This window comes from Allobosea sp. (genome assembly GCF_051860145.1).
In the GTDB taxonomy this organism is placed as follows: domain Bacteria; phylum Pseudomonadota; class Alphaproteobacteria; order Rhizobiales; family Beijerinckiaceae; genus Allobosea.
Window position 1 is genome coordinate 422,057 of the sequence record NZ_JBHYEM010000003.1, and the last position, 25,983, is coordinate 448,039.

Annotated in this window: 19 protein-coding genes; 11 read left to right on the plus strand and 8 right to left on the minus strand. The window is 68.5% G+C overall.

Annotated features, from left to right (window positions below; genetic code table 11):
• Window positions 1–86 precede the first annotated feature (86 nt).
• Window positions 87–416: a DUF1330 domain-containing protein gene (locus ACTIF2_RS07760; protein WP_439496466.1), complete on the minus strand. Its 330-nt coding sequence runs from the start codon at window positions 414–416 to the stop codon at window positions 87–89.
• 148 nt (window positions 417–564) lie between these two features.
• Here ACTIF2_RS07760 and ACTIF2_RS07765 point away from each other — a divergent pair, with 148 nt between their 5' ends.
• A complete protein-coding gene (locus tag ACTIF2_RS07765; RefSeq protein ID WP_439496467.1) occupies window positions 565–963 on the plus strand; it encodes a hypothetical protein in 399 nt (132 codons plus the stop codon).
• A 123-nt stretch (window positions 964–1,086) separates the two neighbouring features.
• Here ACTIF2_RS07765 and ACTIF2_RS07770 read toward each other — a convergent pair whose 3' ends face one another.
• The gene (locus ACTIF2_RS07770) at window positions 1,087–2,904 is read right to left on the minus strand and encodes a glucan ABC transporter ATP-binding protein/ permease (protein ID WP_439496468.1); all 1,818 of its coding nucleotides are present in this window, start codon (window positions 2,902–2,904) and stop codon (window positions 1,087–1,089) included.
• Between the two features lie 159 nt (window positions 2,905–3,063).
• On the opposite strand from ACTIF2_RS07770, the gene ACTIF2_RS07775 reads away from it, so the two are divergent.
• Entirely contained in the window at window positions 3,064–3,834 is a 771-nt protein-coding gene (locus ACTIF2_RS07775) for a motility protein A (RefSeq protein ID WP_439496469.1), read from the plus strand.
• 14 nt (window positions 3,835–3,848) lie between these two features.
• A complete protein-coding gene (locus ACTIF2_RS07780) occupies window positions 3,849–4,673 on the plus strand; it encodes an OmpA/MotB family protein (RefSeq protein ID WP_439496470.1) in 825 nt (274 codons plus the stop codon).
• Between the two features lie 12 nt (window positions 4,674–4,685).
• Here the strand turns inward: ACTIF2_RS07780 and ACTIF2_RS07785 are convergent, their stop codons facing one another.
• Entirely contained in the window at window positions 4,686–5,213 is a 528-nt protein-coding gene (locus ACTIF2_RS07785; RefSeq protein WP_439496471.1) for a CAP domain-containing protein, read from the minus strand.
• 4 nt (window positions 5,214–5,217) lie between these two features.
• Window positions 5,218–7,815, minus strand: coding sequence for a DUF3772 domain-containing protein (locus ACTIF2_RS07790; RefSeq protein WP_439496472.1), 2,598 nt, complete (start codon window positions 7,813–7,815; stop codon window positions 5,218–5,220).
• Window positions 7,816–8,276: 461 nt separating this feature from the next.
• On the opposite strand from ACTIF2_RS07790, the gene ACTIF2_RS07795 reads away from it, so the two are divergent.
• The 6 genes from ACTIF2_RS07795 (at window position 8,277) to soxA (ending at window position 13,169) form a co-directional block, all read left to right on the plus strand.
• On the plus strand, window positions 8,277–8,744 hold the full coding sequence (locus tag ACTIF2_RS07795) for a (2Fe-2S)-binding protein (RefSeq protein WP_439496473.1): 468 nt from the start codon (window positions 8,277–8,279) through the stop codon (window positions 8,742–8,744).
• Window positions 8,745–8,851: 107 nt separating this feature from the next.
• Window positions 8,852–11,047 (plus strand): xanthine dehydrogenase family protein molybdopterin-binding subunit, encoded by a 2,196-nt coding sequence (locus ACTIF2_RS07800; RefSeq protein WP_439496474.1) that lies wholly within the window; start codon window positions 8,852–8,854, stop codon window positions 11,045–11,047.
• The gene (gene soxX, locus ACTIF2_RS07805; RefSeq protein ID WP_439496475.1) at window positions 11,044–11,499 is read left to right on the plus strand and encodes a sulfur oxidation c-type cytochrome SoxX; all 456 of its coding nucleotides are present in this window, start codon (window positions 11,044–11,046) and stop codon (window positions 11,497–11,499) included. The genes ACTIF2_RS07800 and soxX overlap by 4 nt, the downstream gene beginning before the upstream one ends.
• Window positions 11,500–11,638: 139 nt before the next feature.
• Complete coding sequence (locus tag ACTIF2_RS07810; protein ID WP_439496476.1) at window positions 11,639–12,070, plus strand: thiosulfate oxidation carrier protein SoxY; 432 nt, start codon at window positions 11,639–11,641, stop codon at window positions 12,068–12,070.
• 12 nt (window positions 12,071–12,082) lie between these two features.
• Complete coding sequence (gene soxZ / locus ACTIF2_RS07815; RefSeq protein WP_439496477.1) at window positions 12,083–12,406, plus strand: thiosulfate oxidation carrier complex protein SoxZ; 324 nt, start codon at window positions 12,083–12,085, stop codon at window positions 12,404–12,406.
• Window positions 12,407–12,416: 10 nt separating this feature from the next.
• A complete protein-coding gene (gene soxA, locus ACTIF2_RS07820; protein WP_439496478.1) occupies window positions 12,417–13,169 on the plus strand; it encodes a sulfur oxidation c-type cytochrome SoxA in 753 nt (250 codons plus the stop codon).
• A 24-nt stretch (window positions 13,170–13,193) separates the two neighbouring features.
• Here soxA and ACTIF2_RS07825 read toward each other — a convergent pair whose 3' ends face one another.
• Window positions 13,194–14,315, minus strand: coding sequence for an ROK family protein (locus ACTIF2_RS07825; RefSeq protein WP_439496479.1), 1,122 nt, complete (start codon window positions 14,313–14,315; stop codon window positions 13,194–13,196).
• Between the two features lie 212 nt (window positions 14,316–14,527).
• Here ACTIF2_RS07825 and ACTIF2_RS07830 point away from each other — a divergent pair, with 212 nt between their 5' ends.
• On the plus strand, window positions 14,528–15,007 hold the full coding sequence (locus ACTIF2_RS07830) for a DUF2938 domain-containing protein (protein WP_439496506.1): 480 nt from the start codon (window positions 14,528–14,530) through the stop codon (window positions 15,005–15,007).
• Here ACTIF2_RS07830 and ACTIF2_RS07835 read toward each other — a convergent pair whose 3' ends face one another.
• From ACTIF2_RS07835 to ACTIF2_RS07845, 3 genes are all read right to left on the minus strand, one after another.
• The gene (locus ACTIF2_RS07835; protein ID WP_439496480.1) at window positions 15,008–15,751 is read right to left on the minus strand and encodes an aspartate/glutamate racemase family protein; all 744 of its coding nucleotides are present in this window, start codon (window positions 15,749–15,751) and stop codon (window positions 15,008–15,010) included.
• 101 nt (window positions 15,752–15,852) lie between these two features.
• A complete protein-coding gene (locus tag ACTIF2_RS07840) occupies window positions 15,853–22,125 on the minus strand; it encodes a hypothetical protein (RefSeq protein WP_439496481.1) in 6,273 nt (2,090 codons plus the stop codon).
• A 286-nt stretch (window positions 22,126–22,411) separates the two neighbouring features.
• On the minus strand, window positions 22,412–23,362 hold the full coding sequence (locus ACTIF2_RS07845; RefSeq protein WP_439496482.1) for a LytTR family transcriptional regulator DNA-binding domain-containing protein: 951 nt from the start codon (window positions 23,360–23,362) through the stop codon (window positions 22,412–22,414).
• Between the two features lie 260 nt (window positions 23,363–23,622).
• Here ACTIF2_RS07845 and ACTIF2_RS07850 point away from each other — a divergent pair, with 260 nt between their 5' ends.
• Window positions 23,623–25,962 carry a methyl-accepting chemotaxis protein gene (locus tag ACTIF2_RS07850; protein ID WP_439496483.1) on the plus strand — a complete coding sequence of 780 codons (2,340 nt, stop codon included), beginning with the start codon at window positions 23,623–23,625 and terminating at the stop codon, window positions 25,960–25,962.
• The last annotated feature ends 21 nt before the right edge of the window (window positions 25,963–25,983 follow it).

Below are 25,983 nucleotides of genomic sequence, written 5' to 3' on the forward strand. Positions count from 1 at the left end.
GAAAGGCGGCGCCCGCCGGAGCGCCGGTGATTTGATCCCACAGGAAGGCGCGGATGGCACGCGATTATTCGCGGCGCGGGCGCGGCTTATCGCACCGTCCCGAGCACGTCGGTCGCCCGATGGTCCGCATCGACGCCGTCGATGAAGAAGACCTCGCCGCGCGAATGCTGCGTGCGCAGCGGCAGGATAGCCTTGTAGGCCACCGAGGCGTACCAGGCCCGCGCCGCCGCGCGGTCGGGGAATTCGATGACGATCAGGTCGCCGGCCCAATCGCCTTCAAGCCGCTCGATCGGACCGCCATGGATGATGAAGCGGCCCTGGAACGGGGCGAGCGTCGCATCGATCCCTTCGAGATAGGCGACGATCTCCGGCCCCATCGCGACATCGGTCAGGCGGGCTACTCCATAGGTCTTCATCTCGATATCTCCTGCGAGGCCGCTGGGGTGCGGCCGATGCGCGAGAATCTCGCGTCTCCGGCATGAAGTCGATTACCTGGCGGGTTATCGCACCGCGCCGGCGGGCTGGCTCCGCAATCTCGCCGCAAACAGCGCCGATGCCGGTCGGATGACGCGGTCTCTTCCCTGCTCGGCCCTAGCACCGGCCTGCCTCTTCGCCCTGGCGCTCCTGCCAGCCACGCCGGCCCTGGCGCAACCGGAGCCCAGCCTGCGCGCCGGTTGCGGCGAGCTGCGCCAGGCGCTGCGCCGGCTCGAGGGCAAGGAGGGCGAGCTGATCACGATCCAGGTCGAGGGCGCGCTGACCATGGTCCGCTCCGACGGCGCGCTGGTCTATCTCGCGCTCTGCCGCGCGCCCGATCCCCAGGTGCTGTGCGTGACCTATGCCGAGAACGGCGCGAAGATCGGCGACCGCGTCGTCGCCAGCGGCAGCTACGAGCGTGTCGGCCCGAACCACGTCAAGCTCGACCCCTGCCTGCATCACGCGCCCGGCGCCGAGCCTCCGGGCTGACGGGCCGGCCTAGAGCCGGATCCGATCAGGTTGGATCAACCTGATCGGTGAATCCGTCTCTAACTTTTAGATAGAGAACGCGTGATCCGATCGGATTGCTGCGCAATCTGATCGGCGCGTGCTCTAGTCGGCCGTCAGCTTCTGCGCCAGCGGGCTCGCCGCATCCTCCGCCAAGGTCACCGCCGGCTTGTCGGTGACGAGATATTGCGCCCGCGCCAGCGCCGCGAAACGTCCGCCCTTGGCGACGAGCTCATCGAAACTGCCCATCTCGATCACCTTGCCCTGCTCGAAGACCAGGATGCGGCTGGCGTTGCGGATGGTGGCGAGGCGGTGGGCGATGACGAAGGTGGTGCGGTCCTTCATCACCTCGTCGAGCGCCTTCTGCAGCTTGACTTCGGTCGCTGCATCAAGGGCCGAGGTCGCCTCGTCGAGGATCAGGATCGGCGGGTTCTTGAGCAGGGCGCGGGCGATCGAGAGGCGCTGGCGCTCGCCGCCCGACAGCGTCCGGCCGCGCTCACCGACCAGCGTGTCGAGCCCATCCGGCTGGCGCGCCATCACCTCGCTGGCCTGGGCCCGGTCGAGCGCCTCCATCATCTCCGCGTCGGTGGCGTCCGGCTTGCCGACCGTGAGGTTCTCGCGGATCGAGCGGGCGAACAGCATCGGCTCCTGGAAGACGACGCCGATATTGCGCCGCAGGCTGAGCAGCGAGATCTCGCGAATATCGGTGCCGTCGGCGAGGATGCGGCCCGATTGCGGGTCGAAGGCGCGGTGCAGCAGGCCGAGCGTGGTCGATTTTCCGGACCCGGTCGAGCCGACGATGGCGATGGTCTCGCCCGGTTCGACCGTGAAGCTGACATCGGCCACCGCGGCGCGCTTGCCGTCATAGGAGAAGGAGACGTCGTCGAAGGCGATGCGGCCTTGGAGGCGGCCGACATCGCGCGCGCCGGGCAGGTCGCGCACCGCCGGCATCGTGTCGACCACCTCGAAGAACTCGCGCATCTTCGGCGCCTGCATGAAGATGAAGTTCACGAAGGTGACGATCTGCTCGAGCTTGCCGACCAGCATGGTGGCGAAGCCCATGAAGGTGACGATCTCGCCGACGGTGGTCTGGCCCTGCATCAGCAGCCAGGTGCCGACGACGAAGATCGCGAGCACCGTCAGCGTCGCCGAGGCGCGCGTCGCGACCGTCGCGATCGCCCACCAGGACAGCACCGGCAGCTGCGCCTCGAGCAGGTTGGCGATGGTCGAGCGCAGGCCGCGCACCTCGGCCTCGATCCGGGTGAAGCTCTGGATCACCGGGACGTTGCCGAGCGCGTCGGAAGCCCGCTCGGCCAGGTTGGAATGATAGCCCTCGACATTGCTCTGCAGCCGCTCAGTCTTGCGCAGCACGAAGGCCGTCAGCGAGCCGAAGAGCACCACCAGGGAGATCAGCAGCAGGCCGAGCTGCCAGTTCTTCCAGAGCGTGAAGGGCAGGAGGATGAACAGCGCGACGAAGCTGGCGCAATGCTCGCGGAAGAAGGAGAGCCACAGCGCCCACATCCCGGCGGTGCCTTCCAGCATTACTTTCAGCACCCGGCCGGAATGGGTCTGGGTGTGATAGGCGAGCGGCAAGGTCAGGGCGTGCTCGAAATAATTGGCCATCACGGCGAGGCGGCGGCGATGCGCCAGCCGGTCGGCATGCAGCGCGACGAAGACACCGGCGGCGATGTTGAACAGGCCGAACCCGACCCAGGCCGCGATCAGGACGTTGATGTCGCTCCAGCTCGGGCGCTGGCCGGCGGTCTGGACATTGGTCAATTTGTCGATCAGCGCGCCGAACAGCATCGGCTCGGCGAAGGCCGCCGCCGCCAGCAGCACGTTGGCGAGCGCGAGGATCAGCCCCAGCCGCTTCTCGGGGCCAAGCTCGCCAAGGACACGGGCATAGAGCGCGAACAACGACATCCTCACAGCTTTAGCTGACGCTTGGGCGCGAGCAAGTGCTTGCATGTCAGCAAGTGCTCAACCTTAACGCTTCGTTCAAACCGCATTGGCTATGGTTACCGCACTGCGAAAACGTGGCGCCGGAGCGGTTGAAGACCGGCCGGATCGGGGTGGCTCTGTATGGATATCGCAACCGGCGTCGGCATCATCGGCGGCATCGCGACGATCGTCTCGCTCATCCTGATCGATGGCGGCAATTTCGCCGCCTATTGGGACAAGCACGCCGCCATCATCATCTTCGGCGGCGCCTCGGCCGCGACCATGCTGCGCTTTCCGTTCTCGGTCATCGCCCATGGCATTCCCATGGGCTTCCGCTTCGCCTTCACCATGCGCTCGATCCATCCGCGCGAGCTCATCGACGAGATCACGCGCGTCGCCGAGATCGCCCGCAAGAGCGGGCCCGTGGCGCTGGAGAACGTCCAGGTCGCCGACCCGTTCCTGGCGCAGGGCCTGCGCTATATCGCCGACGGCTACGACAAGGACTTCATCCGCGACACGATGGAGCGCGACCGCGACAATTTCCTGCAGCGGCTCGACGAAGGCTCGAAGGTCTATCGCGCCATCGGCGATTGCGCCCCGGCCTGGGGCATGATCGGCACGATCATCGGCATGGTCACGATGTTCGCCAACATGAGCGACCCGTCCAAGCTCGGCCCGGCCATGGCGACGGCGCTGCTGGCGACGCTCTATGGCGCCATGGTCGCCAACATGCTGACCCTGCCGATCGCCGACAAGCTCCATATCAAGCTCGAGGAAGAGGAGATCTCGCGCACGCTGATCATCGACGGCGTGCTGCAGATGCGCGACGCCAAGAGCGCGACGCTGGTCCGCGAGATGCTGCTCGCCTATCTGCCCGACCATCATCGGGCAGAAATGGCGGAAGCCGCCTGAAGGGTATCTGAACGATGGCGCGCAAGAAGGGCGGAGCCCATGGCGGTCACGGCTGGTTCGTGACCTTCGCCGACCTGATGGCGCTGCTGATGGCCTTCTTCGTCATGGTCGCGGCCTATTCGAGCCAGGACAAGAACAAGCTCCAGATCGTCGCCGGCTCGATGCGCGAGGCTTTTGGCACGCAAACCGACATGCGGCTGGCCGGCATCGTCGAGGTCGACGGCATTCCGACCAAGACCCATATCAAGAACGCCTATATCCGGCCGCTCAGCGACGCTTCCGACACCACGGCCCCGAACCATAACCAGCAGAAGGAGGACGGGCTGATCTCGGCGACGCATGATCGCGGCTTCGCGCTCGCCGCCGCCTCGCTGCGGCAGGCGCTACGGGAAATGCCGGAGATCGCCGAGATCTCGCGCAACATCCTCGTCGAGGTCTCCGAGGCCGGTATCGACATCCAGCTCGTCGACCAGGACGGGCGCGCCATGTTCGCCGAGGGCTCGGCCCAGCCCAACGAGCGCATGCGCAAGCTGCTGGCAGCCGTCGCTCCGACGCTGCGGCGCATGCCGAACAAGATCGCGATCACCGGCCACACGGCTGCGCCGCGCCCGGGCGCGGCGCCGGAAGGCAATCCCTGGGAGCTCTCGGTCGCTCGCGCCGCTGCCGTGCGCGCCATCCTCGGCAATGCCGGCGTGCCCGACGACCGCTTCTCCTCGGTCTCCGGCAAGGCCGACACCGAGCCGCTGATCAAGGACAATCCCTACCTGCCCTATAACCGCCGCGTCGGCATCGTGCTGAAGGCGGACGCCCCGCCGCTGCCCTTCGGCGCCAAGCCCTAGTCTTCGCAGGGCCTAGGGCGCGACCACCAGCGCCCAGTAGACCTGGTATTTCGAGCCCGGCGCATAGGCGGTGGCGATGCCCATGCGGGTGGCGCCCGGCGTCTTCATCACCCGGTCGTGCTGGGGCGAATCGCGCCAGCCCGAAAACGCCTCGGCCAGGCGCCGGTAGCCGGCCGAGAGATTGGCTTCCGCGCCGGACTGGCCGGAACGCGCCAGCCGCGCCTTGACGGCTTCGGCCTGGGCCGGCTTGTCGGCCGACGCCATCGCCGTCGCTTCCTGCTGGGCCGCCTCGACCAGGCTCGGGTCGAGCGTGAGCGTGCCGAGGCCGTGATTCATCCGGTAGGCCGAGATCATGGCGCGCGCCTCGTTGGCATCGACCCGTGCCGAGACCGAGCCGAGATCGCGGTAGAAGGCGGGCTGGCTGGTCCGCGCCGGTTCGGTGCAGCCGGCCATGCCGAAAGCCGCGAGCGCGCCGGCGAGCAGGGCGGGACAGGTCATCGTCCGGCGCGCCATGGCGCGGGCGCGGAAAGGCATCGGCATCGCATCATTCCTTGCTGTCGTCCTTGGACGCATCCTTGACCGGTTCCGGAGCGGGCGCGGGTTCCTGCGCCTCCTCCGTCTCCTCCTCCGCCTCCCCGGCAGGCGCCGACCCGCGACGCGCGCTCGCGGCGGCCTTCTTGCGGCGCCTCGCCTTGCCGCCGACCGCCGCGGCGATATCGCCGAGCGACTGCTCGACGCCCTCGAGCCCCTTGACCGTCAGCTCGCTGCCCGGCGCTCCCGCTTCCATCTCGGTCAGCCGCTTGTGGATGGCGAAATTGAGGTCGCTGGTGACGCGCCCGACGATGTCGACGTCGCCGACCACGCAGATCAGGTCGAAATCCATCGTCGTGGTGCCGATCTTCTTGAACAGCACGGCCGGGGGCGGCTTCTGCATGACGTCGCCATGCGCCTGCGCCGCGTCCGCGAGCATGGCGCGCACGTCGGAGGCGTCGAGCCGGCGCGGCACCGAGACCGAGATCAGCGAGCGGCCCGTGCGATCGGCCCGCACCCGGTTGCGGACCACGCCCGAGACCAGGTTCGAGTTCGGCACGATCACGGTCGAGCGGTCGAAGGTCGCGATCTCGGTCGAGCGCACATTGATGCGCTTGACGATGCCTTCCGCGTCGCCGACCACGACCTGGTCGCCGACCCGGATCGGACGCTCCCAGAGCAGGATCAGGCCCGAGACGAAATTCGACACCACCGATTGCAGGCCGAAACCGATACCGACCGAGAGCGCACCGGCGACGATGGTGAGCTTCTCCAGGCTGAAGCCGAGCGAGGACACCGCCAGCGTCACCGCCGCCGCATAGCCGAGATAGCCGGCGGCCGTGGTGATCGAATTGCGCAGGCCGGTGTCGAGCTGCGTCGTCGGCAGGAACTTGCCGTCGAGCCAGCCCTGCGCGCCGCGCGTCGCGGTCAGGCCGAGCGCGAACAGGAAGCCGGCGACGATGATCGAGGACAGCGAGATCGTCACGCCGCCGACCTGGAAGCCGAAGAAGGCGGCACGCAGCGAGGTCAGGAAATCGGCCGATTCCAGTCCCCAGGGCGCCAGAGCCAGCATGATCGTCACCACGATCAGCACGAGCTTGAGCAACCCGGTGACGATGACGGCGATCTTCTGCAGCGCCGAGGCACGAATGCCGATGCCGGCCTTCAGGGTCAGCGCGAACCGGCCCTTTCCGGTCAGCAGCTCGCTGATGCCGAGATCGAGCAGCTGATAGGCGAGCACGAACAGCGAGGCCAGGATGCCGATCCAGAGCACCTGCTCGGTCAGGAAGGAGGCGAAGACGACATAGCCGGCAAGCGCGGCGAGCGCGATGACGAGACCGACCACCCAGCCGAAGATGCGGATCGGCCCGAGCGAGGCGCCGTCGACCGGGACATAGGGGCCGAGGCAGGCTTCCTCCTCGACCTCCTCGTCGTCGCGCAGCCGGTAGAGCCCGGCGATGAGCACCGTCGCGAAGACGAGCACGACGACCCCGCGCACGAGGATCGAGACCGCGAGTCCGGCGGCGATCGCCTGCAGCCAGGCTTCCAGCACCTTGCCGATCGCCATGACCAGCGCGAGCGAGGCCGCCATCCAGACCACGGTGCGCGCGGTCGAGTCCATGACGCTGACCAGGCGCCGCTGCGGATTGCCCGGCGCGAACATCGCGTTGGCCAGGGCCTGGACGAAGGCGAAGATCGCGAGCCCGATCACCACGGCCCAGACCACCGGCTGGATTCGCGGCGGCAGCAGCCCGGCCGTGTTGAGCGCCGAATAGATCAGCCAGCTCGCCAGCGCCGGCGGCGCGGCGCCCGCGACGATATGGGCGAGCGCGACATGCAGGCAGCGCAGGCTTCCCGCATCGCTGGTGGCGTCGAGCCGCTGCGTGAAGCGCGGCAGATAGCGGGCCCGGGCGACATAGAGCAGGACGGCGCCGATGAAGGCGAGCGCGACCAGGAGGCCGCGCGCGCTGCTCGACGTCTCCGCGACCACCGAGAGCCAGTCGCCGAAGATCAGGCCGGACGCCCGCATATCCTCGGGCAGCGTGGTCGCGGCGTTGCGCCAGAGTTCCGGGCTGAGGATGGAGGGGCCCGGCGCGAACAGCGCCCTGGCGAAGAGATCTCGGCGGCGGTCGCTGATATCGGTCTGCAGCTGCTCGACCTGGAGAAGCGCGGCGCGCGCGATCTTCAGCGCCTCGTCGGCATCGGTGAAGGCCTTCTCGCGGGTCTCGCGTTCGCGCGCGACCTCGGCGCTCTCGGGCGGCGCCTTCGCATCCGGTTTGGGGCCGAGCTGGTCGAGGCGCAGCTTCGCCTGGTCGACGCGCGGCGCCTGCTCCTCGACGATCAGGCGGAACCGCTCCAGCAGCGGTTGCAGCCGGGCGCGCTGCCGCTGCAGCTCGGTTTCGCTCGCGCCCGTGTTGGCGAGCAGGCCTTCGACCTGAGTGAGCTCCGCGCGCGCGCCGTCCAGCCGCGCCTTGAGCGGCGTCGCGTCCGCCGCCTGGGCCCAACCCTGCCCGGAGGCCAGCAGGGCGACGGCGAGAAGCCCGAGCGCCAGCACGACCCGTCGGCTCGATGCGGCCATGGGGACCAGCACTCGGCGGAGACGTGCGATCATGGCGGATCCGGCTCGTTCAGGCTGATTCGATGCGACGTTGAACCTCGCCCTCTCCTGCGGCGGAAAGCAAGACGGGGCGGGAAGATGCGTCGGATCGGGCAATGGTGGAACCTTGTTGCGGAAAACGCCGCGCCGGCAGCGGATTCATCACATTGGTGTGATGAACGGCCCCGCGACTTGGCGCGCGGAAAGCCCTGATCGACGACAATCGGGACGCGATCATGGCGACTTGGCGGCCGGTTCGGCATTTTCGACCGGTTTCGGGCCAAACAACCCAGGGTGGCGAAGGCTCCTCGGCGGGTAACGGCGACGTGTTTGAACTCCTCCCGCTCACGAACATGTTTCCGGCCTCGATCTCGTCCAAATAAAATCTGGCCCTATGCTCGCTCGACGGTTCTGGCTTTCCGGCGAGGCGCGATGGCGCTCTTGCCGTCCTTCTTGATCGAAACCGGGAGGTTGCGGTGGCGAAGCTTAATGTGAACGGCAAGGCGATGGATGTGGCGGTCGATGGCGACACGCCCCTGCTCTGGGTGATCCGCGAGCAGGTTGGGCTGACTGGGACGAAATATGGCTGCGGCGTCGCGCAATGCGGCGCCTGCACGGTCCATATCGACGGGGTGGCGACGCGCTCCTGCGCCCTGCCGATCAGCGCCGTCACCGAAGAGCAGAAGATCGTCACGATCGAGGGCCTGTCCCCGGACGGCTCGCATCCGGTGCAGAAGGCCTGGATCGCGCATGACGTGCCGCAATGCGGCTATTGCCAGAGCGGCATGATCATGGCCGCGGCAGCCCTGCTCCAGGCCAACCCCAAGCCGACCGAGGCCGATATCGTCAACGAAATGACCAATATCTGTCGCTGCGGCACCTATAACCGCGTCAAGGCGGCAATCCTCGATGCCGCGGCCAGCGGCACGCTCGGCCGCGGCTGAGCATGGCGCGAGCCTCGTATGTTTGAGTTTTCCGCAGCGCAGGGTCGAAGCGCGCCAGGCCAGAGGCCTCGCATCCCCTGCCTCCGAACCGAAATCTGGAGGACGACATGACACCCGCCTCGCATGCCGCATCGACGACCACCGTCTCTCGCCGCACCGTGCTCGCCGGCTCCGCCGCGACCGCCAGCGCCTTCACCTTCGGCTTCGCCATTCCCTTCGCCGGAGAGGCGATGGCGCAGGGCGCGGTCAAGGAGCTCAATGCCTGGGTGGTGGTCCACCCCGACGACAAGGTGGTGATCCGCATCGCCCGCTCGGAGATGGGCCAGGGCACGCTGACCGGCCTCGCCCAGCTCGTCGCCGAGGAGCTGAACTGCGACTGGGCCAAGGTCACGACCGAATACCCGACGCCCGGCGAGAACATCGCGCGCAACCGCGTCTGGGGCAATTTCTCGACCGGCGGCAGCCGCGGCATTCGCGAGTCGCACGACTATGTCCGCAAGGGCGGCGCGGCGGCGCGGATGATGCTGATCCAGGCCGCGGCTGGACAATGGAAGGTGCCCGCCGCCGAGTGTTCGGCGGAGAAGGGCGTCATCACCCACAAGGCGTCCGGCCGCTCGCTGCGCTATGGCGAGGTGACGGAGGCGGCCTCGAAACTGGAGGCCCCCAAGGAGGTCGCGCTCAAGGATCCCAAGGAATGGACCATCGCCGGCAAGCCGCTGCCGCGGCTCGACACCGCCGACAAGACCAATGGCTCCAAGATCTACGGCACCGACCTGAAGATGCCCGGCATGCTCAATGCCGCGATCAAGGACTGCCCGGTCTTCGGCGGCAAGGTGAAGAGCTTCGACGCCGCCAAGATCCAGTCCATGCCCGGCGTGAAACATGTCGTGCCGGTCGGCGACAGCGCGGTCGCGGTCGTCGCCGAGACCTGGTGGCAGGCCAAGACGGCGCTCGATGCGCTCCCCATCGTCTGGGACGAGGGCGAGCACGCGAAGGTCTCGAGCGAGAGCATCGCCGCATGGCTGAAGGAAGGTCTCGACGCACCCGAAGCGGTCGTCGGCAACAAGGCCGGCGACGTCAAGGCGGCGATCGCCAACGCGGCCCGCGTGGTCGAGGCGGTCTATTCCTACCCCTTCCAGAACCACGCCTGCATGGAAGTGATGAACGCGACGGCGCGCTACACGCCCGAGCGCTGCGAGGTCTGGACGCCGACGCAGAACGGCGAGGCGGCGCTCGCCGCCTGTTCCGAGGCGTCCGGCCTGCCGCTCGCCAAATGCGAGGCCTACAAGATCGATCTCGGCGGCGGCTTCGGCCGGCGCGGCGCGGTGCATGACTGGGTCAGGCAGGTCGTCGCCATCGCCAAGCAGGTCCCGGGCACGCCGATCAAGCTGATCTGGTCGCGCGAGGAGGACATGATCCATGGGCGCTACCACCCGGTGACGCAGTGCAAGCTCACCGGCGCGCTCGACAAGGACGGCAACCTGACCGGCCTGCACATGCGCATCTCGGGCCAGTCGATCGTCGCCGGGATCTTCCCGCAGAACATCCAGAACGGGAAGGACCCGGTCGTCTTCCAGGGCCTCAACCCACCCGGCCCCGAGGCCTCGATCGGCTATGGCATCCCGAATCTGCTGGTCGACCACGCGATGCGCAATCCGCATGTGCCGCCGGGCTTCTGGCGCGGCGTCAACCTGAACCAGAACACGATCTATCTCGAATGTTTCATGGATGAGCTCGCCCATGCGGCCGGCAAGGATCCGCTCGAATTCCGCCGCGCCCTGATGAAGGACCATCCCAAGCATCTGGCCGTGCTAAACGCGGCAGCCGAGAAGGCGGAATGGGGCAAGCCGCTGCCGGCAGGCGTCTATCGCGGCATCTGCCAGACCATGGGCTTCGGCTCCTATGTCGCGGCGGTGGCCGAGGTCTCGGTCAGCGATGACGGCAAGCTCAAGATCCACCGCATCGTCGCCGCCACCGATCCCGGCCATGCCGTCAATCCGGCGCAGATCGAGCGCCAGGTCGAGGGTTCCTTCGTCTATGGCCTCTCGGCTTCGCTGCATGGCGAATGCACGGTCAAGGACGGACGCATGGTCGAGGAGAATTTCGACACCTATACCGTGCTGCGCATGGACGAGATGCCGGCGGTCGAAACGGTGATCGTGCCCTCCGGCGGCTTCTGGGGCGGCGTCGGCGAGCCGACCATCGCGGTCGCGGCGCCGGCGGTGTTCAACGCGATCTTCGCCGCCACCGGCAAGCGGGTCCGCACGGTCCCGCTCAAGAACAACGACCTGCGCAAGGCGTGAGGTCGCGGCGCTGGCGGGCGGTAACGGTAGCCTTCGCATTCTCCGCGATCGCCACCGTCTCCGCCGGGGCGCTGGAGCCCTATGAGGTCGTCGGCGACGCGATCCCGCGTCCGCTTGGCGGCTTCCGCGGTGAGGTTGCGCGTGGGGACGCCATCGTGCGCGACCGGGAGCGCGGCAATTGCCTGATTTGCCATCAGGGGGCCGATCCGGCCGAGCCGTTCCAGGGTTCGATCGGCCCGCCTCTGACCGGCACGGGCACGCGGCTCGATGCCGGACAGATCAGGCTCAGGCTGGTCGATGCCTCGCGGCTCAATCCGGACACGGTGATGCCGCCCTATTTTCGAACCGAGGGGCTGCATGATGTAGCCTCGCAATATCGCGGCAAGCCGGCTTTGTCCGCCCAGGAGATCGAGGATGTCGTCGCCTATCTCGCCTCTCTCAAGACGCCTTGACGCGGCTCTAGATCACGTCGCATTCGGACGGAACCGTCCGAATGCGAAGAACGTGATCGATTCTAAAAGTTTGGAGCATTGCTTGCGCGAAAAGCCGGTTCCCACTTTTTCACGCAATGCTCTAAGCCGTCGCGACGTCGTGGCCGGCGCCGCTGCCGGCCTCGCCCTCGCGGCCCTTCCGGGCTCCGCAAAGGCCGCGACCCAGCCGGCGCTGCCGGAACTGGTCGCGCGCCTGACCGAGGGCACTGTCCCGGAGCGCGCCAGGGTCACGCTCGACATTCCCGGCCTGGTCGAGAACGGCAATTCGGTCGATACGAGGATCGCGGTCGACAGCCCGATGACCGAGGCCGACCATGTCCGCTGGATCCATGTCATCGCCGAGAAGAACCCCTTCCCCGACATGGCGCGCTTCCATCTCGGGCCGCGCAATGGCCGGGCCGAGGTCGCGACGACCCTCAGGCTCGCGACCTCGCAGAAGGTCACGGTCGTCGCGGCGCTGAGCAGCGGCGGCTACGTCATGGGCGACGCCGATGTCGTCGTGACGCTGAGCGCCTGCATCGACGGGGGCTGAGGGAGAATTACGATGCCGTTCAACGCCCGCATCACCGTGCCGGCCGAAGCCAAGGCCGGCGAGATCGTCGAGATCCGTGTGCTGACCCGCCACCCGATGGATCGCGGCGGCCAGTCCGACGGCAAGGGCGGCACCGTGCCGCGCAAGATCCTCAACCGGCTGACCGCGACCTATGCCGGCGAGCAGGTCTTCCGCTTCGACATGCATACCGGCGTCTCCGCCAATCCCTTCGTCTCCTTCACCACGCGCGCAGTCGAGACCGGCGACATCACCTTCGAATGGCGCGAGGATGGCGGCGAGACCTATACGCGCGTGGCGAGGCTGGTCGTGACGTGAGCGCCGCGTCATGCGCCTGAGCATCGCGTTCTGCATCGCGATGGCGCTGAGCGCCGCGCATGCGGGCGAGATCAAGTCCGGCAGCAGCTTCCTGTCCCCGGACATGCGCAGGCAACAGGACGACGAGACGCGCAACCCCGCATGGTTCTGGGTCGACCAGGGCCAGGAGCTGTTCAGCCGCAAGCCGGAGAACGGGGCGACCTGCCTGTCCTGCCATGCCGGGCCGGAGCAGAGCCTGCGCGGCGCCGCGACGCGCTACCCCCAGCTCGACGCGGCCTCGGGCAAGCTGCTCAATCTCGAGACCCGCATCGAGCAATGCCGGGTCGAGCGCCAGAAGCAGCCCGCTTTCGGCTATGAGAGCGCCGAGCTGCTGGCGCTGACGGCCTATGTCGCCTCGCTCTCGCGCGGCTTGCCCATGAATGTCGCGACGGAGGGTGCGGCGCGGCCGTTCTTCGAGGAAGGCAAGGCCTTCTTCGAGCGCCGGCAGGGCCAGCTCAACCTCTCCTGCATGCAATGCCATGACGGGCTCGTCGGCCAGAGGCTGCGCGGCGACACGATCAGCCACGGCGCCGGCATGGGCTATCCTGCCTATCGGCTCGAATGGAACGGCGTCGGCTCGCTGCATCGGCGGCTGCGCGCCTGCTCGCTCGGCGTGCGCGCGACGCAGTTTGATTACGGTTCGCCCGAATATCTGGCGCTGGAGCTCTATCTCGCCGGCCGGGCCAAGGGCCTGCCGGTCGAGACCCCGGCGATGCGGCGCTGACGCCCGCGCGGCAGGCCGACCGGCTCAGCCGGCCTTCTCCTTCTCTTTTTCCTTTTCCTTGCCCTTCTGGTCGGCGGGCTTGCGCTTCGGCTTCGCCCGGTTCTGGTAGCTCGCATTGCCGAGCCCGGTGCCGATGGTCAGCACGGCCCAGTGCTCGACATCCTGCATATAGGGCATCTCGCTCAGGCCCTGGATGACGGCATCGTTATGCATGATGACGCTGGTCTCGTGGCCGCCGATCTCGGGCACCATCTCGCGGATGCTGTCGACCAGGTTGAAGCGGCTGCTTTCCCAGTTGCCGGGCAGGTTCTGGGCGCCGCGATCGATCGAGCCATCCGGCTCGATCAGGCCCGGGCAGCCGACGCCGATGAAGGGCGCGACGCGCAAGCCCTCCTTCTCGGCCTGCTTGATCTGCGCATTGAGCATCTTGCCGAGCCGCTTGATCGCCTCGTCACGGCTCGGCTCCTCGTCGGCATGGCGCCAGAGCTCCGATTCCTTCACCCTGGCCTTGGCCAGGTCGGGGGCCTTGTCCTGCCGGAGCTCGACGATGCCGGCACGGATGTTGGAGCCGCCGATATCGACCGCGACCAGGCTGTCATAGGCTGCGAAGATCCATTTCGGCGCGAGATGGGCGCTGCCGACCAGGCCCGCCTCGTCGGGATGATGCCGGATCGAGACCAGGTCGATGTCGTGCCCGTCGGTGTGCAGGATGATGCCGGCGCGTGCGATCGCGAGTTCGCCGACGCGGCTCTGGCTGAAGCCGCCGCCCATCACGATGCGCTCGACCGCGTTCCAGGCCTTGAGCCTGACGAAGCGGCGAATGACGAAGGCGAGCGACTGGGCATAGCGCTCGATGGCGCTGAGGATGAGCGCGGCCTCCCGCGGCGAGCCCTCGCTCAGCAGGGCGTCCAACTCCTTCTTGCCGAGCGTTTCCGTCTCGACATCGAGCGGGTCGTCGCCATTGCGGCGCAGATGCCCGCGCAAGGCATCGAGATGGTCCATGAAGGCGCCGCGCTTGGCCTTGTCGCCGACGAAGCCGTCCTCGTCGCGAATTTCGAGATTGTAGCTGGTGACCACCACCGAGGGCAGCTCGGCCGCGCCATGGGGACCGCCCGCGCTGGTTTTCGCCGCAGTGTCGACTGCCATTTCTCTCGCTTCCCCCCGGTTGGTGCGAACTCGATAAGGAACCCTCCGCGCGGCGTGGGGTTCCCGGCGCCGGCCGATATCGTCGGCGCGCATGGCGCATCTGCACCGGCGGGCGTTCCCCGGCCCCCGATCCGGTTGACGTGCCCGCCGCCTTGCCGCTCCAATGCCGGTGCGCGCTTTTGGCGCGCCATGAGGGCTGCCCGGGGGACATGATGCTCGAATTTCTCTTTAGCGCCGTGCTGATCGGCGCGGGCGCGACCGCCCTGCTCGATCTTTGGGCCCAGTTCCTGAAGCGCGCCTTCGGCCTGCCGGCGCCGAACTGGGCCATGACCGGCCGCTGGTTCGGACATCTCGCGAAAGGCCGGTTCGCCCATGAGGACATCGCGCGCTCCGAGCCGGTGCCGAACGAGCTCGCGCTCGGCTGGCTGGCGCATTACCTGATCGGCATCCTCTTCGCTGCCATACTCCTCGCGATCTGGGGGCTCGACTGGGCCCGCAACCCGACTTTCCTCCCGGCCCTGATCGTCGGGCTGGTCACGGTCGGCTGCGGCTGGTTCATCCTCCAGCCCGGCATGGGCGCCGGGATGGCGTCATCCAGGAAGCCGAACGCCAACCAGATCCGGGCGATGGGCATCGCCGGGCATATCGTCTTCAGCATCGGTCTCTATGCCGCGGCGCTGCTGATCCGCTGATCAGGGCTTCGCCAGCAAGCCGGCAAGCGAAGCCGACAGGCCGATGCTGCCGATCGGCGCGGGCAAGGCCAGATCGCCGCTGGCCGGCTTGGACGAGCCCGCCGGCAGGACCGCCAGCACCGTTCTGATCCCGGCCTCGACCGAGCAGATCACCGGCACATCGAGATAAGGCTGCACCCGGGCGGCGAGGCCGGCAAGGCCCGCGCCGCCCAGGATGACGGCGCCGGCCCCGTCGCGTTCAACCGTCCTGCGGCAGGCCTCCGCCAGCAAGGCGATCGAGCCGTCGGGGTCATTGGCGATCTCGGCGCCCGTCGGCGTGACGGTCTCGACCGCCGCGAGGCGGCCGCCGAGCCCGATCGACCCGACGAATTCCTGCAGCATCGCGCCCCAGCGCTCGCCGCCCGTGACGATGGCGAAACGCGGCGCCGTGCCGGCGGCCGCGATGCAGGCCGCCTCCGCCATGCCGACCACCGGAACCCGCGCCACCTCCTTCAGCGCCAGCAGACCCGGATCGCCGAAACAGGCGAGATAGACGGCGTCGCAGCCCGCGCCATGCTCGGCATAGGCATCGAGCGCCGCATGGGCGGCGATCGCGCTGGCGCTGCGGCTGGCGATATAGGGCGCGCCGAAGCGACCGGTCGCCGGAACGAGCGTGATCTCCGGCGGGACCAGCGGAGCGACCACCCGCATCACCAGATCGGTCATCGCCCGGGTCGTGTTCGGGTTGATCAGCAGGATGCGCACGTGAAGCCTCGGCCGGATTCGTCAGCCACGCTTAGAGCGCAGGCGCTCCCCTGGGCAAGCGCCCATCCCGCGAACAGGGCTCCATCCCGGCGCGCGCCGCCTCAGAAGCGCATCGCCGCCCGCAGGGTCGCGCTCTGCGTGAGATGGTCGGCGGCGCCGCGCAACCCGTATTCGGCCCGCAATTCCCAGCCCGACTTCGTCAGGAGCTCGAGGCCGGCCGTGACGTTGCCATAGGTCCGGGGCAGGTTGGTCGAGACCGAGAAGGGCGCGACCTGGAACTCGGTCAGGCTGATGCGCGCCCTCGCATCGGCATTCGACAGGAAGCTAACGCCCAGCGCGAGATAGGGGCGTAGCGTCATGTCGGCGACGTCGATGCGGCCGCCGATCTCGACGCTCGGCGTCGCCATGAAGGAGACGCGCTCGGTCGCCGCCACGGCTAGATTGAACAGGCCGCCGCCCGTCTCGCGATAGCCGGACGCGCGATCATAGGTCACGTCCAGGTCCGCATAGGGCTTGACGTACCACATGCCGAGCGGCTGCTCGTAGGAGATGCGGGCGCGGGCGCCGATGAAATAGGCGTCCGGCGCGCTGGTCGCCCGGCCGGTGAGGCCGGGGGTGTGGCGCCGATGCGTCGAGCTTTCATAGCCGCCGAGCAGCGCCGCAGCGAACTGCCAGGGGCCAGCCTGGCGCTTCAGCGTGACGCCGGCCTGGACGCTGTCGCTCGTCGTCTCGACATAGCGACCGGTGGACGTGGTGTCGGTGCGGCTATAGCCCACCGAGCCGCCGAGGAACCAGTCCGGCGCGATCTCCTTTTGCGCGCCGAGCTGATAGGTCATCTGCTCGCTGCGATAGCCGACATCCTCGCGCGTCGTCGAGCGGTCGGCGCGCGTGCCGACGATACGGCCCCAGACGCATTCGCCCTCGGCCAGGCGCGTGCCGCCATCGATGAAATAGGGGCAGCTCATCAGCCGGTTGAGGAAGGCGTAGTTCTCATGGCCGCGGCTGCTCGCCCGGCTCAGCGCGACGTCGGAGGCGACGCTGTTGAGGGCGTGCCGGTAGGAACCGGCATCCGCGATGTTGACGAAGGGGTTGAACAGCGCGCCGGAGCGGGTGTCGCCCATGTTCCAGACGGTCTGCAGATGGTCGGCGATCCCTGACTGGTCGCTGTTCAGCGAGCCGCCCTGCGGCCTGAAATTGGCATTGACCAAGATGAGCGGATCCCGCGAGCCGCCATAATGGTCCTTCAGGTCGAAGCTGAAGAGCAGGGCGGAGCTGCGGATCACCGGCGCGACATTCGCCGCCGGGATCTGGTCGAAATGGCCGATCCCGAGCCAGATGTCCTTGACCGGGTTGTGCAGGATCGGGACGATCGTGCCGCCGAAGCTCGCCCCGCCGGAGACCGACAGGAAGTCGCTGTTGTGCCCGGCGAAGTCGAGATCGACGGCGAGCGCCCCGGTGCCGGACTGGTGCAAGGCCCCGGTCAGTCGCGTTCCCTGGAACACGCCCGGCCCGCCGGGACTGATCGTGCCGGTATTGTCGAGCGTCTGCAGCGTGAGATTCGCGCCGCTCCACAATTCACCACCGGCATTGTTGCTGAAGGTGCTGGCTCCGCCCAGCAGCAGATTGCCGTGGACGATGCCGCTATTGGCGACGGAGGCCGTGTTCTGGCTCTGGATCGCCGTCTTCGCCGAGATGGTGCCGGCATTGGCGAGCGTCGTCGCGGCGGTGCTGATCGCCAGCACGCCGATCCCTGATTCGAGATTCGCGGTGGCGCTGGCGCCCTTCTCGATCGTCACGGTGATCGGCGAGCCGCCAAAAATATAGCTCCCCGTCGGGCCGGCATTGCCCATGCTGATCGCGACGATCGCGGGTGAACCCGCTCCCAGCGCGCTGACCGAGCCGCCGCTGCGGATGGTGACGTTGACGGCGCCGCCGGAATTGCCCTGCCAGGACGGCGGGTCCTTGACCAGCACGCCGCCATCCTTGAACACCGCACCCCCGCCGAGGCTCATCGCCAGGATGCCGGGCGCATTGGCGCCGGTCGTGCGGATCGTGCCGCCGACATCGACCGTGACGGCGCCGCCGGTCCCGACGCTACCGCCGACCCCGGCGCGCTTGACCATGTCGATGCCGTAGACCGCCGCCGAGGTATCGCCCGCGATGCCTCCACCGCCACCGACGCTTTGCGCCAGCACGCCGGCGGCGCCCTTGCCGCTGGTGCTGATCCGGCCATGGGCGGTGACATTGACCGCGCCGCCGTCATTCGCCCCGTCGAAGAGGTTGACAGCCTGCGTCGCGACGAGGCTCGACAGGCCGGGCGCCGTGGTCAGCCCCGCGATGCCACCGCCGCCGCCGACGCTCTGCGCGACGACGCCATGCGCGTTCTGGCCCGAGGTCGTGATCGCCGCGTTGGCGCCCATCATGACGCCGACCGTGCCGCCGCGCCCGCCCGCAAGCCCCGTCGCGCCGAGCGCGAGCGTCATGCCCGGCAGCGACAGCGCGCCGTTTCCGCTGGTCAGGGCGACATAGCCGCCACCGCCGCCGACGCTCTGCGCCAGCACGCCATAGGCCAACGCCCCGCTCGTCGTCACGCTGGCCGGCTGGCCCGACCAGCCCAGATTCACCGCGACAGCGCCGCCATCGGCCTTGACGCGCTGTCCCCCCGGCGCCTGCGTGGCGCCGAGCGAGATGCGCGGCCCGGCCAGCAGTCCCGCCACTTGCGGGCTGACCACGAGTGCGGCCACGCCGCCGCCGCCGGCGACGCTTTGCGCCATGATGCCGTGGGAGAGCGCTCCCGAGGTCTGGATGCGGCCGTCATGCGAGACCGTGACGGCGGCGCCCATCATCGTCACCGGCTGGAAGCCGGTGATCGAGCTGGCCGTCAGCGTGCTGCCGAGGCTGATGCTGGACGCGGCGGGCTGATGGCCGGCAACGGCGATCGTGGCGGCACTGCTCGCCAGGTTGACCGCCGCGACGCCACCGCCGCCGGTGACGCTTTGCGCCAGGATGCCGATCGAATCGGTGCCATGGGTCTCGATCGCGCCGCCATTCTTCACCACGATCCCGCCCGGCGTGGCGGCCGGACGGGCGGTGAAATCATCGTAGCTCAGGGTCGAGCCGAGCTGCATGGACAGCGCCGGTGTCGCCCCGTTGTCGCGCGAGACGAAGCCGCTCGGCCCCAGCGTGTAGGACGAGGCACTGGCATGGCCGCCGCCGCCGGCGATGCTCTGGGCGATGATGCCGGACGAGCTGTCGCCCCAGGTTGCGATCCGGCTTCCCGGCGCGCTGGCGTCGACCGTGACGAGGCCTGCGGTGCCGCCGGCTCCGCCCTTCTTGCCGACGCTGACATTCACATTGTGCTGCGCCGACGCGAGATTGGAGCCGAGCAGGTCGATGATGCGGGTGATCTGGCTGATGATCTCGGGCGCGGTCTCATGCGCATGCGTCTTGATGAAGAGCTCGAGATCTTGCGCGGTGACGGTCCCGGCTCCCCCGCCGCCGCCGACGCTCTGGGCGAAGATGCCGGGCGCGGCGAAGCCTTGCGTGGTGATCATGCCCGAATTGGCGACCGTCACCGGCCCGCCGTCGCCGCCCGCCCCGCCGCTGCCACCGACCGCGACATTGGTGCCCAGGCTCGGCGAGATCGAGAAATAGCTGCTGGCCTTGCCCTCCATCGTGGCGATCATGCTGTCGAGGCTCGACATCAGGCTGGACACGCTGGTCGAGCTGGCCGACCCGCCATGGCCGCCACCGCCGCCGATGCTCTGCGCGACGATGCCGGCGGCGCCGGCGCCCTGCGTGGCGATGCTGCCGCTATTCGTGACGGCGACATCGCCGCCATTGCCGCCGCCAGCGCCATTGCCGCCGACGCGCACGTCGACGCCGACGGAGACCGAGCCGAACTCCATCTTGCTCGGCGCTTTCTCCAGCCAGTCGCCGAGCTGCTTCAGGAGCCCGGCAGTGGCGCCGGGCGCGCCGAGCGTGCTCCCGAAGGATTGCGCCGTCTCCTGCTGGACGCTGCCGCCGCTGCCGCCACCGCCGCCGACGCTCTGCGCGAAGATGCCAATCGCATGATCGCCGCTCGTCGCGATCGTGCCCGAGGCCTGGTTGGTGACGCCGACATGGCGGCCGCCCCCGGCCGCGCCGCCGCTGCCGCCTACCGTCGTGCCGATGGTGATGTTGAATTTCGAGTTCAGCGAATCGACGGTCGCCGCGCGCAGTGGCGCCGCCGCGCTGCCACCATTGCCGCCGCCACCGCCGATGCTTTGCGCCAGGATGCCGTAGCTCTTGTCGCCCTGCGTCGAGACCAGCCCGCCATTGCCGAGATCGAGAATGCCGCCTTGCCCGCCCCCACCGCCCTTGCCACCAATCGTGACCGTGGGGCTGAGCGTCCCGCTCGGGATCTCGGGACCGAGATTCGGCGCGATGGTGATCAACGCCGAGCTGGCGAAGCCGCCATTACCGCCGCCGCCACCGATGCCCTGGGCCACGACGCCGCTGCTGAGCGCGCCCACGGTCGTGACCTTGCTGCCCCGATCGAGCGTGAGATCGACGATGCCGCCATCACCGCCACCACCGCCATTGCCGCCATGGCTGACGGCGATGCCGAGCCCGATGCCGACGCCGGAAGCCGTGGCCGAGCCGCCATTGCCACCACCGCCGCCAATGCTCTGCAGCACGATGGCCGAGGCTCCGGCGCCTTGCGTGCTCACGCCCCCCGACGAGGTCGCGACGATGTCGCCGCCGCTGCCCGCAGCGCCGCCGCGACCGCCGGTCGCCACCGAAAAGATCACGCCGGTCGCATTCGCGTCGCCGCCATGGCCGCCACCGCCGCCGATGCTCTGCAGCAGCACGCCGGTGCTCTGGTCACCGCTCGTCGCGATCGTCCCGGTATTGCCCAGGTGGAAATTGCCGCCATGGCCGCCGGCGCCGCCAGAGCCGCCGCCGATGAACATCTCGCCATTGCTGGCCGCCGCTGCACCGCCACCGCCGCCCACGGCATGGGCGAGGATGCCTTGCGCATCCTTGCCATGCGTGGTGATCGCGCCGCTATTGGTGATGTCGATGGCGAGCTGGCCAGTTCCCGCGCCGGCGCCGCCATTGCCGCCGCGACCGGAGGCGCCGCTCGGCCCGCCATTCCCGCCGCGCCCGCCAATGACGGCTGCGGTGATGCCATGCGCGCCCAGGCCGCTCGTCAGGATCGAGCCGGAATTCGTGACGGTGACGCCGTGAGGCGTGCCGCCTGCCCCGCCATTATGACCGCCGCCCCATGACCCCTCTCCGCCATCGGAGCCGTTGCCGCCGGCGCTACGCGCCGAAATGCCTGCCGACAGCGCTCCGCTGGTCGTGATCCGCGCGCCGTTGCTGACGGTGACATGGCCGGCATCGCCGCCATTGGCGGCGGCGACGTTGACGGCATTGCCATTGGACCGGGCATCGCCGCCGACCGAACGCGCCAGGATGCCGAAGGCGTTGTCGCCGGTCGTGGTGATGGTCCCGTTCTCCGCGGTCACGGTCGCGTCGCTGGCCGTGCCGCCCCGGCCGGCATTGGTGTGGCCGCCCCACTCGCTGTCGTTGATCCCGATGCCGCCATCGCCGCCGATCGACTGGGCGCGAATGCCGGCGGCGAAATCATCTGGAAAGCCGCCGACGGCGCCCGATCGGACGGTGATGCTGGAATTGCCGCTGAACGTCACCCGGGCCGCGCCGGCATTGCCGCCGACCCCGGCGTCGCGCTCGTTGGTGATGCCCGGCTCGGTCGGGATCGCGCTGTCCCGGCCGGCCCCGCCTCTGGAATCGGCCGTGATGCCGAGGCCATAGGCCGTGATCGTCGTAGCGCTGACGGTCAGGTTCGAATCGTGCCCGTCACCGCCATTGCCCCAGCTCGTGCCATTGCCCCAGCGACCGCCATCGCCGCCCTTCGAGAGCGCCGAGATGCCCCAGCCCTGGGCGTCGATCCTGCTGTTCAGGACATTGTAGATGATGATGCGGCCGAAACCGCCATTGCCGCCCCAATGGTTCTGGCTGCCGATATCGGCGCCATCACCGCCATCGCCGCCACTGACATCGACGGCAATGCCGGTGACCCAGCCCGGCGAGGCATGCGTCGTGATGTTCAGGCCGGACTGGGTCAGGACGAAATTGTCGGTGGCCGGGGCTCCGTCATGGCCGTTATTGCTGTGGCAGCAACCGCCATGCGCACCGCGCCTGTCCCAGAAGATCGGCCCGGACTGCGCGAAAGCCGGCTTGGCGAGCATCGCCCCGCCGGCGCCGAGCAGGGCAACGAGCACGAGGCGCGAGGCCGAAGCCTGGAAATCGCGTGAGGATGTGCCGGCCCGCACCGCGCGCGACGCGCGTTGGCCATGATCGGTCATGCGCCGACCCCCCCTGCCCGACGATCCCGCGGCTCACCATGCGTGAGCTGGTCGAATCGAGCAGGATGCTGAGCGACTACCTGACGGCCTGCAAGCGAAGATGGACCAATCGACATGCAAGTCGGACGAACGGCATGAACGCAGAATTAAACCCGGCTGGATACTGTACAAATTCTGAAGCCCGGCTGCGCCGGCAATGAGTTGTTATCCATAAAAGGTTTCATGAGCGGCTATACGGGCAATTCCCCATCGGCGGCCTGCAAAACAGGCAGCACCGAATGCTTCGTCAAATGCCGACGCGCGTCCGCAGTTCCTGGCGGCAGGAGCGCGAGACCGGCAATGCCCTCGGAACATGCCTCAGCCTCAGCTCCCATTTATCCGCATGCTGACGGTCGATCGCCTGGATATGCGCGAGATTGACGATCGCGGTGCGGTGGACCTTGACGAAGGAAGCCTGCGGCAGCAGCGCCGACCATAATCCGAGAGGGCGCAGGTCGAGCACCATCGAGCCGTCGGCGAGCCAGACCTCGGTATAGTTCTTCGCCGAGCGCAGGCTGACGACGAAACCGGCCTCGACACCGCGGACCCCGCTCTGGTGGCGCAAATAGACGAGCGGCGCAAGCTGCCGCGCCGAGGGGCCGCTCGCCGGCCCCCGCGTCTCGCCGCGGTAGCGCGCCGCCGCGATCAGCTCCGCGCATTGGAAGAGCGCGTTGATCTCGGCGTCCGACCAGCGGCGGACCGTCCTGACCGCATCGAAGCCGATACAGGCCCGCAGCCGGCCGTCATGCATCACCGGGACGCTGAGCACGCTCTTGTCGCTCTGCCGGAGCATCTCGACCTGCAGCGCCCGCGCCATCTTCGGCAGGGCCTCGACCCGGTTGATCATCACCGCCTTGCCCGCCAGCAGGAACTGGTGGAGCCAGCCGATCATCGTGACCGGGGCGCCCTGAAGGTCCTCGACGAAGGAGGCTACCCCGCGCTGGCTCCATTCATGCGAATTATGGAAGCGCAGCAGCTCCGCGTCATACTCGAACATCCACGCACGATCGGCCTTCGCCTGCGATCCGACCGCACCCAGGATAGCGGAAATCGCCGCGTCGACCGGCTGGCCGAGCAAAGCCCGCGCCGCCAGATAGGGCCAGTCGAGGGACGGAGCGCCAGCGAGGTCGTCGATGGAAAAGGTCTCATAGGCGGGCAGGGCGGCCATGGGCGAACCGATCGGCGGATGCTTCGTCATGATCGTTCGGTGATGGGGCAGCCTCGCGGCCGGCTATTGTCGCCCGACCCTAGCGGGCCGGGCATTCCCGGGCAATGCGAGGCTCGGGCCGGCCCGAGCCTGGCCAATTGCGGCGAGACTGCGGCATTGGCCCGTCCCATTGAATGAATCTTAAGGTTAAGATGAGAGGTTCGCTGTCGCCGACCAGCGCCGATTCATCGTTCCCACGATTGCATTGCGACGTGTTTCGGCATTCCGCCGCTGGAACCGGGAACGCATCGGTGAATATCTTTTCGAGATCGATCAAGAATTACCTGCTCGCCACGATGGCTTGCCTCTGCATTCCCGGCATCGGCGCGCTGAGCTACATGGCGCAACAGGCGATCTCGGACGTGCAGACCAATACCCGCCTGAGCGAGCTGGTCAGCGCCGACCGCGCCCTGCTGCTCGCCGGCAACACGATCCGTACCAATCGCGGCCGGGTCCAGACCGCCATCCAGGCCGAGGACGACCCGACCCCGACGATCAAGCAGATCGAGCACGCCAACCGCACCGAGCTCGCGGAAGCGGTGGTCAGGATCAGGGCCACCGACCTGCCGAACCGGGCCACGCTCGCCGAAGCCGTCGTGCAGGTGGAGAAGCAGACCGACGCCAGGCTGGCCGAGATCTATGCCGAGGCAGGCAAGCCGAAGGCGCAGCGCAGCCTCGCAGCCACCATGCCCTGGTACAATTCCGTCAGCGATATCGAGGGTGCCCTGGTCAAGGCGTCCGACGCGACCTCGAACGCCGTCCGCCTGGCCGATCCGCTTCTCGCCGATCTCCAGGCCTTCAAATCCGCAGGCTGGCGCGTCCGCTCGTCCTACGGGACGCAATGCTCGGTGCTGCGGCCGATCCTCGGGTCCGGCAAGACGATGGAGCCGGCGCAGCAGCGCGCCCTCGGCGAGACCCGGGGCGCCGCGGGAGCGGGCCTGAGCCAGTTGCAACAACTGAGCGCCCGCGCCGGTGTCGCGCCGGAGCTCGCGCGCAAGGTCGGGGTGATGACGGCCGAGATCGATGCCGCCAACCTCAAGGCCAACGACCTGATCGGCCGTCTCGGTGCGGGCACCGGCCCGGTGATCGGGGCGGAGGAATGGACGAAGCAATGCACCGCGCCGTTCACCGCCATCGTCGCGGCCGTGACCCAGTCGCTCGACGACATGCAGACGAGCACGCGCGACCAGCTCAACCGGGCCTGGATGAAGCTCGCAGCGATGGCTGGCCTGCTCGCCGCGCTGGTCGTCCTGTGCATCTTTAGCTGGCGCGGCATCCAGCGCCGCATCGCCGGGCCGCTCGTCTCGCTGAAGACCGCGCTCGACGGCATGCAGGCCGGTGACTTCTCCCGGAGCATTCCGCAACCGCCCTGCGCCGACGAGGTCGGGGCGCTGAGCGGGGCGCTCGAAATCTATCGCGAGAACGCGCTCGCCCTCGAAGCCAGCAGACGGGATCGCGAGACGAGCCTGCAGGCGGATGCCGAGCAGGCGGCCCATGTGCAGAGCCTGGTCCGCGACGTCGCGGTCATCGTCGCGGCGGCCCGCGCCGGCGACTTCTCCGGACAGGCCGCGACCGGCAGCGTGACCGGGCCGCTGCGGGATCTGGTCGAAGGCGTCAACGAGATCAACAGCCTGGTTGACGGCGCCACCAGCGAATTCGTCGGCGTGCTCGAGGCGCTCGCGCAGGGCGACCTGACCCACCAGGTCGAAACCGCCTATCAGGGGCGGTTCGGGGCTCTGAGCGAAGCGCTCAACGGTACCGTCGCGCGCCTGTCGGCGACGGTCTCGACCATCCAGGTCACCGCCTCCGATGTCGGGCTCGCCGCCCGCGAGATCAACCTGGGTGCCGACGACCTCTCCAAGCGCACCGAGGAGCAGGCCTCGTCGCTGGAGGAGACCGCTGCGACGACCGAGGAGCTCGCGGCTTCCGTCAAGGCCTCGGCTCACGCCTCGCGCAATGCCGTCGGACTGGCCGAGCAGGCCAGGTCGGTCGCCGAGGATGGCGGCGCGATCGTCAGCCAGGCGATCGTCGCGATGGAGAGCATCGAGCGCGCCTCGGCAAAGATCTCCGACATCAACGCGGTGATCGACGACATCGCCTTCCAGACCAACCTGCTCGCCCTCAACGCCGCCGTCGAGGCGGCCCGCGCCGGCGACAGCGGCCGCGGATTCGCGGTCGTGGCCTCGGAGGTGCGAGCCCTCGCCCAACGCTCGAGCGCGGCCGCGAAGGACATCACCGGCCTGATCAACTCGTCCAACGAGGAGGTGATGCGCGGCGTGACGCTGGTCCGCTCGGCCGGCGATGCGCTCGGCAAGATCGTCGATGCCTCGCAGCGCGTCGCCACGACGGTCGCCGAAATCTCCACCGCCAGCGCCGAGCAGGCCAACGGCATCGACGAGATGAGCCAGACCGTCGCGCATATGGACGAGATGACCCAGCAGAATGCTGCGCTGGCTGAAGAGAGCGCGGCCTCGGCCAATGCCCTGAGCAGCCAGATCGAGCGCCTCAACGGTCTCGTCGCAGCGTTCCGGATCAGGGACGACAAGGCGGCAGCCGCGCGCGCCCCGGCCGCGTTGCGCAGCGCCGCCTGAGGGGCTCATCAAATAACGCGC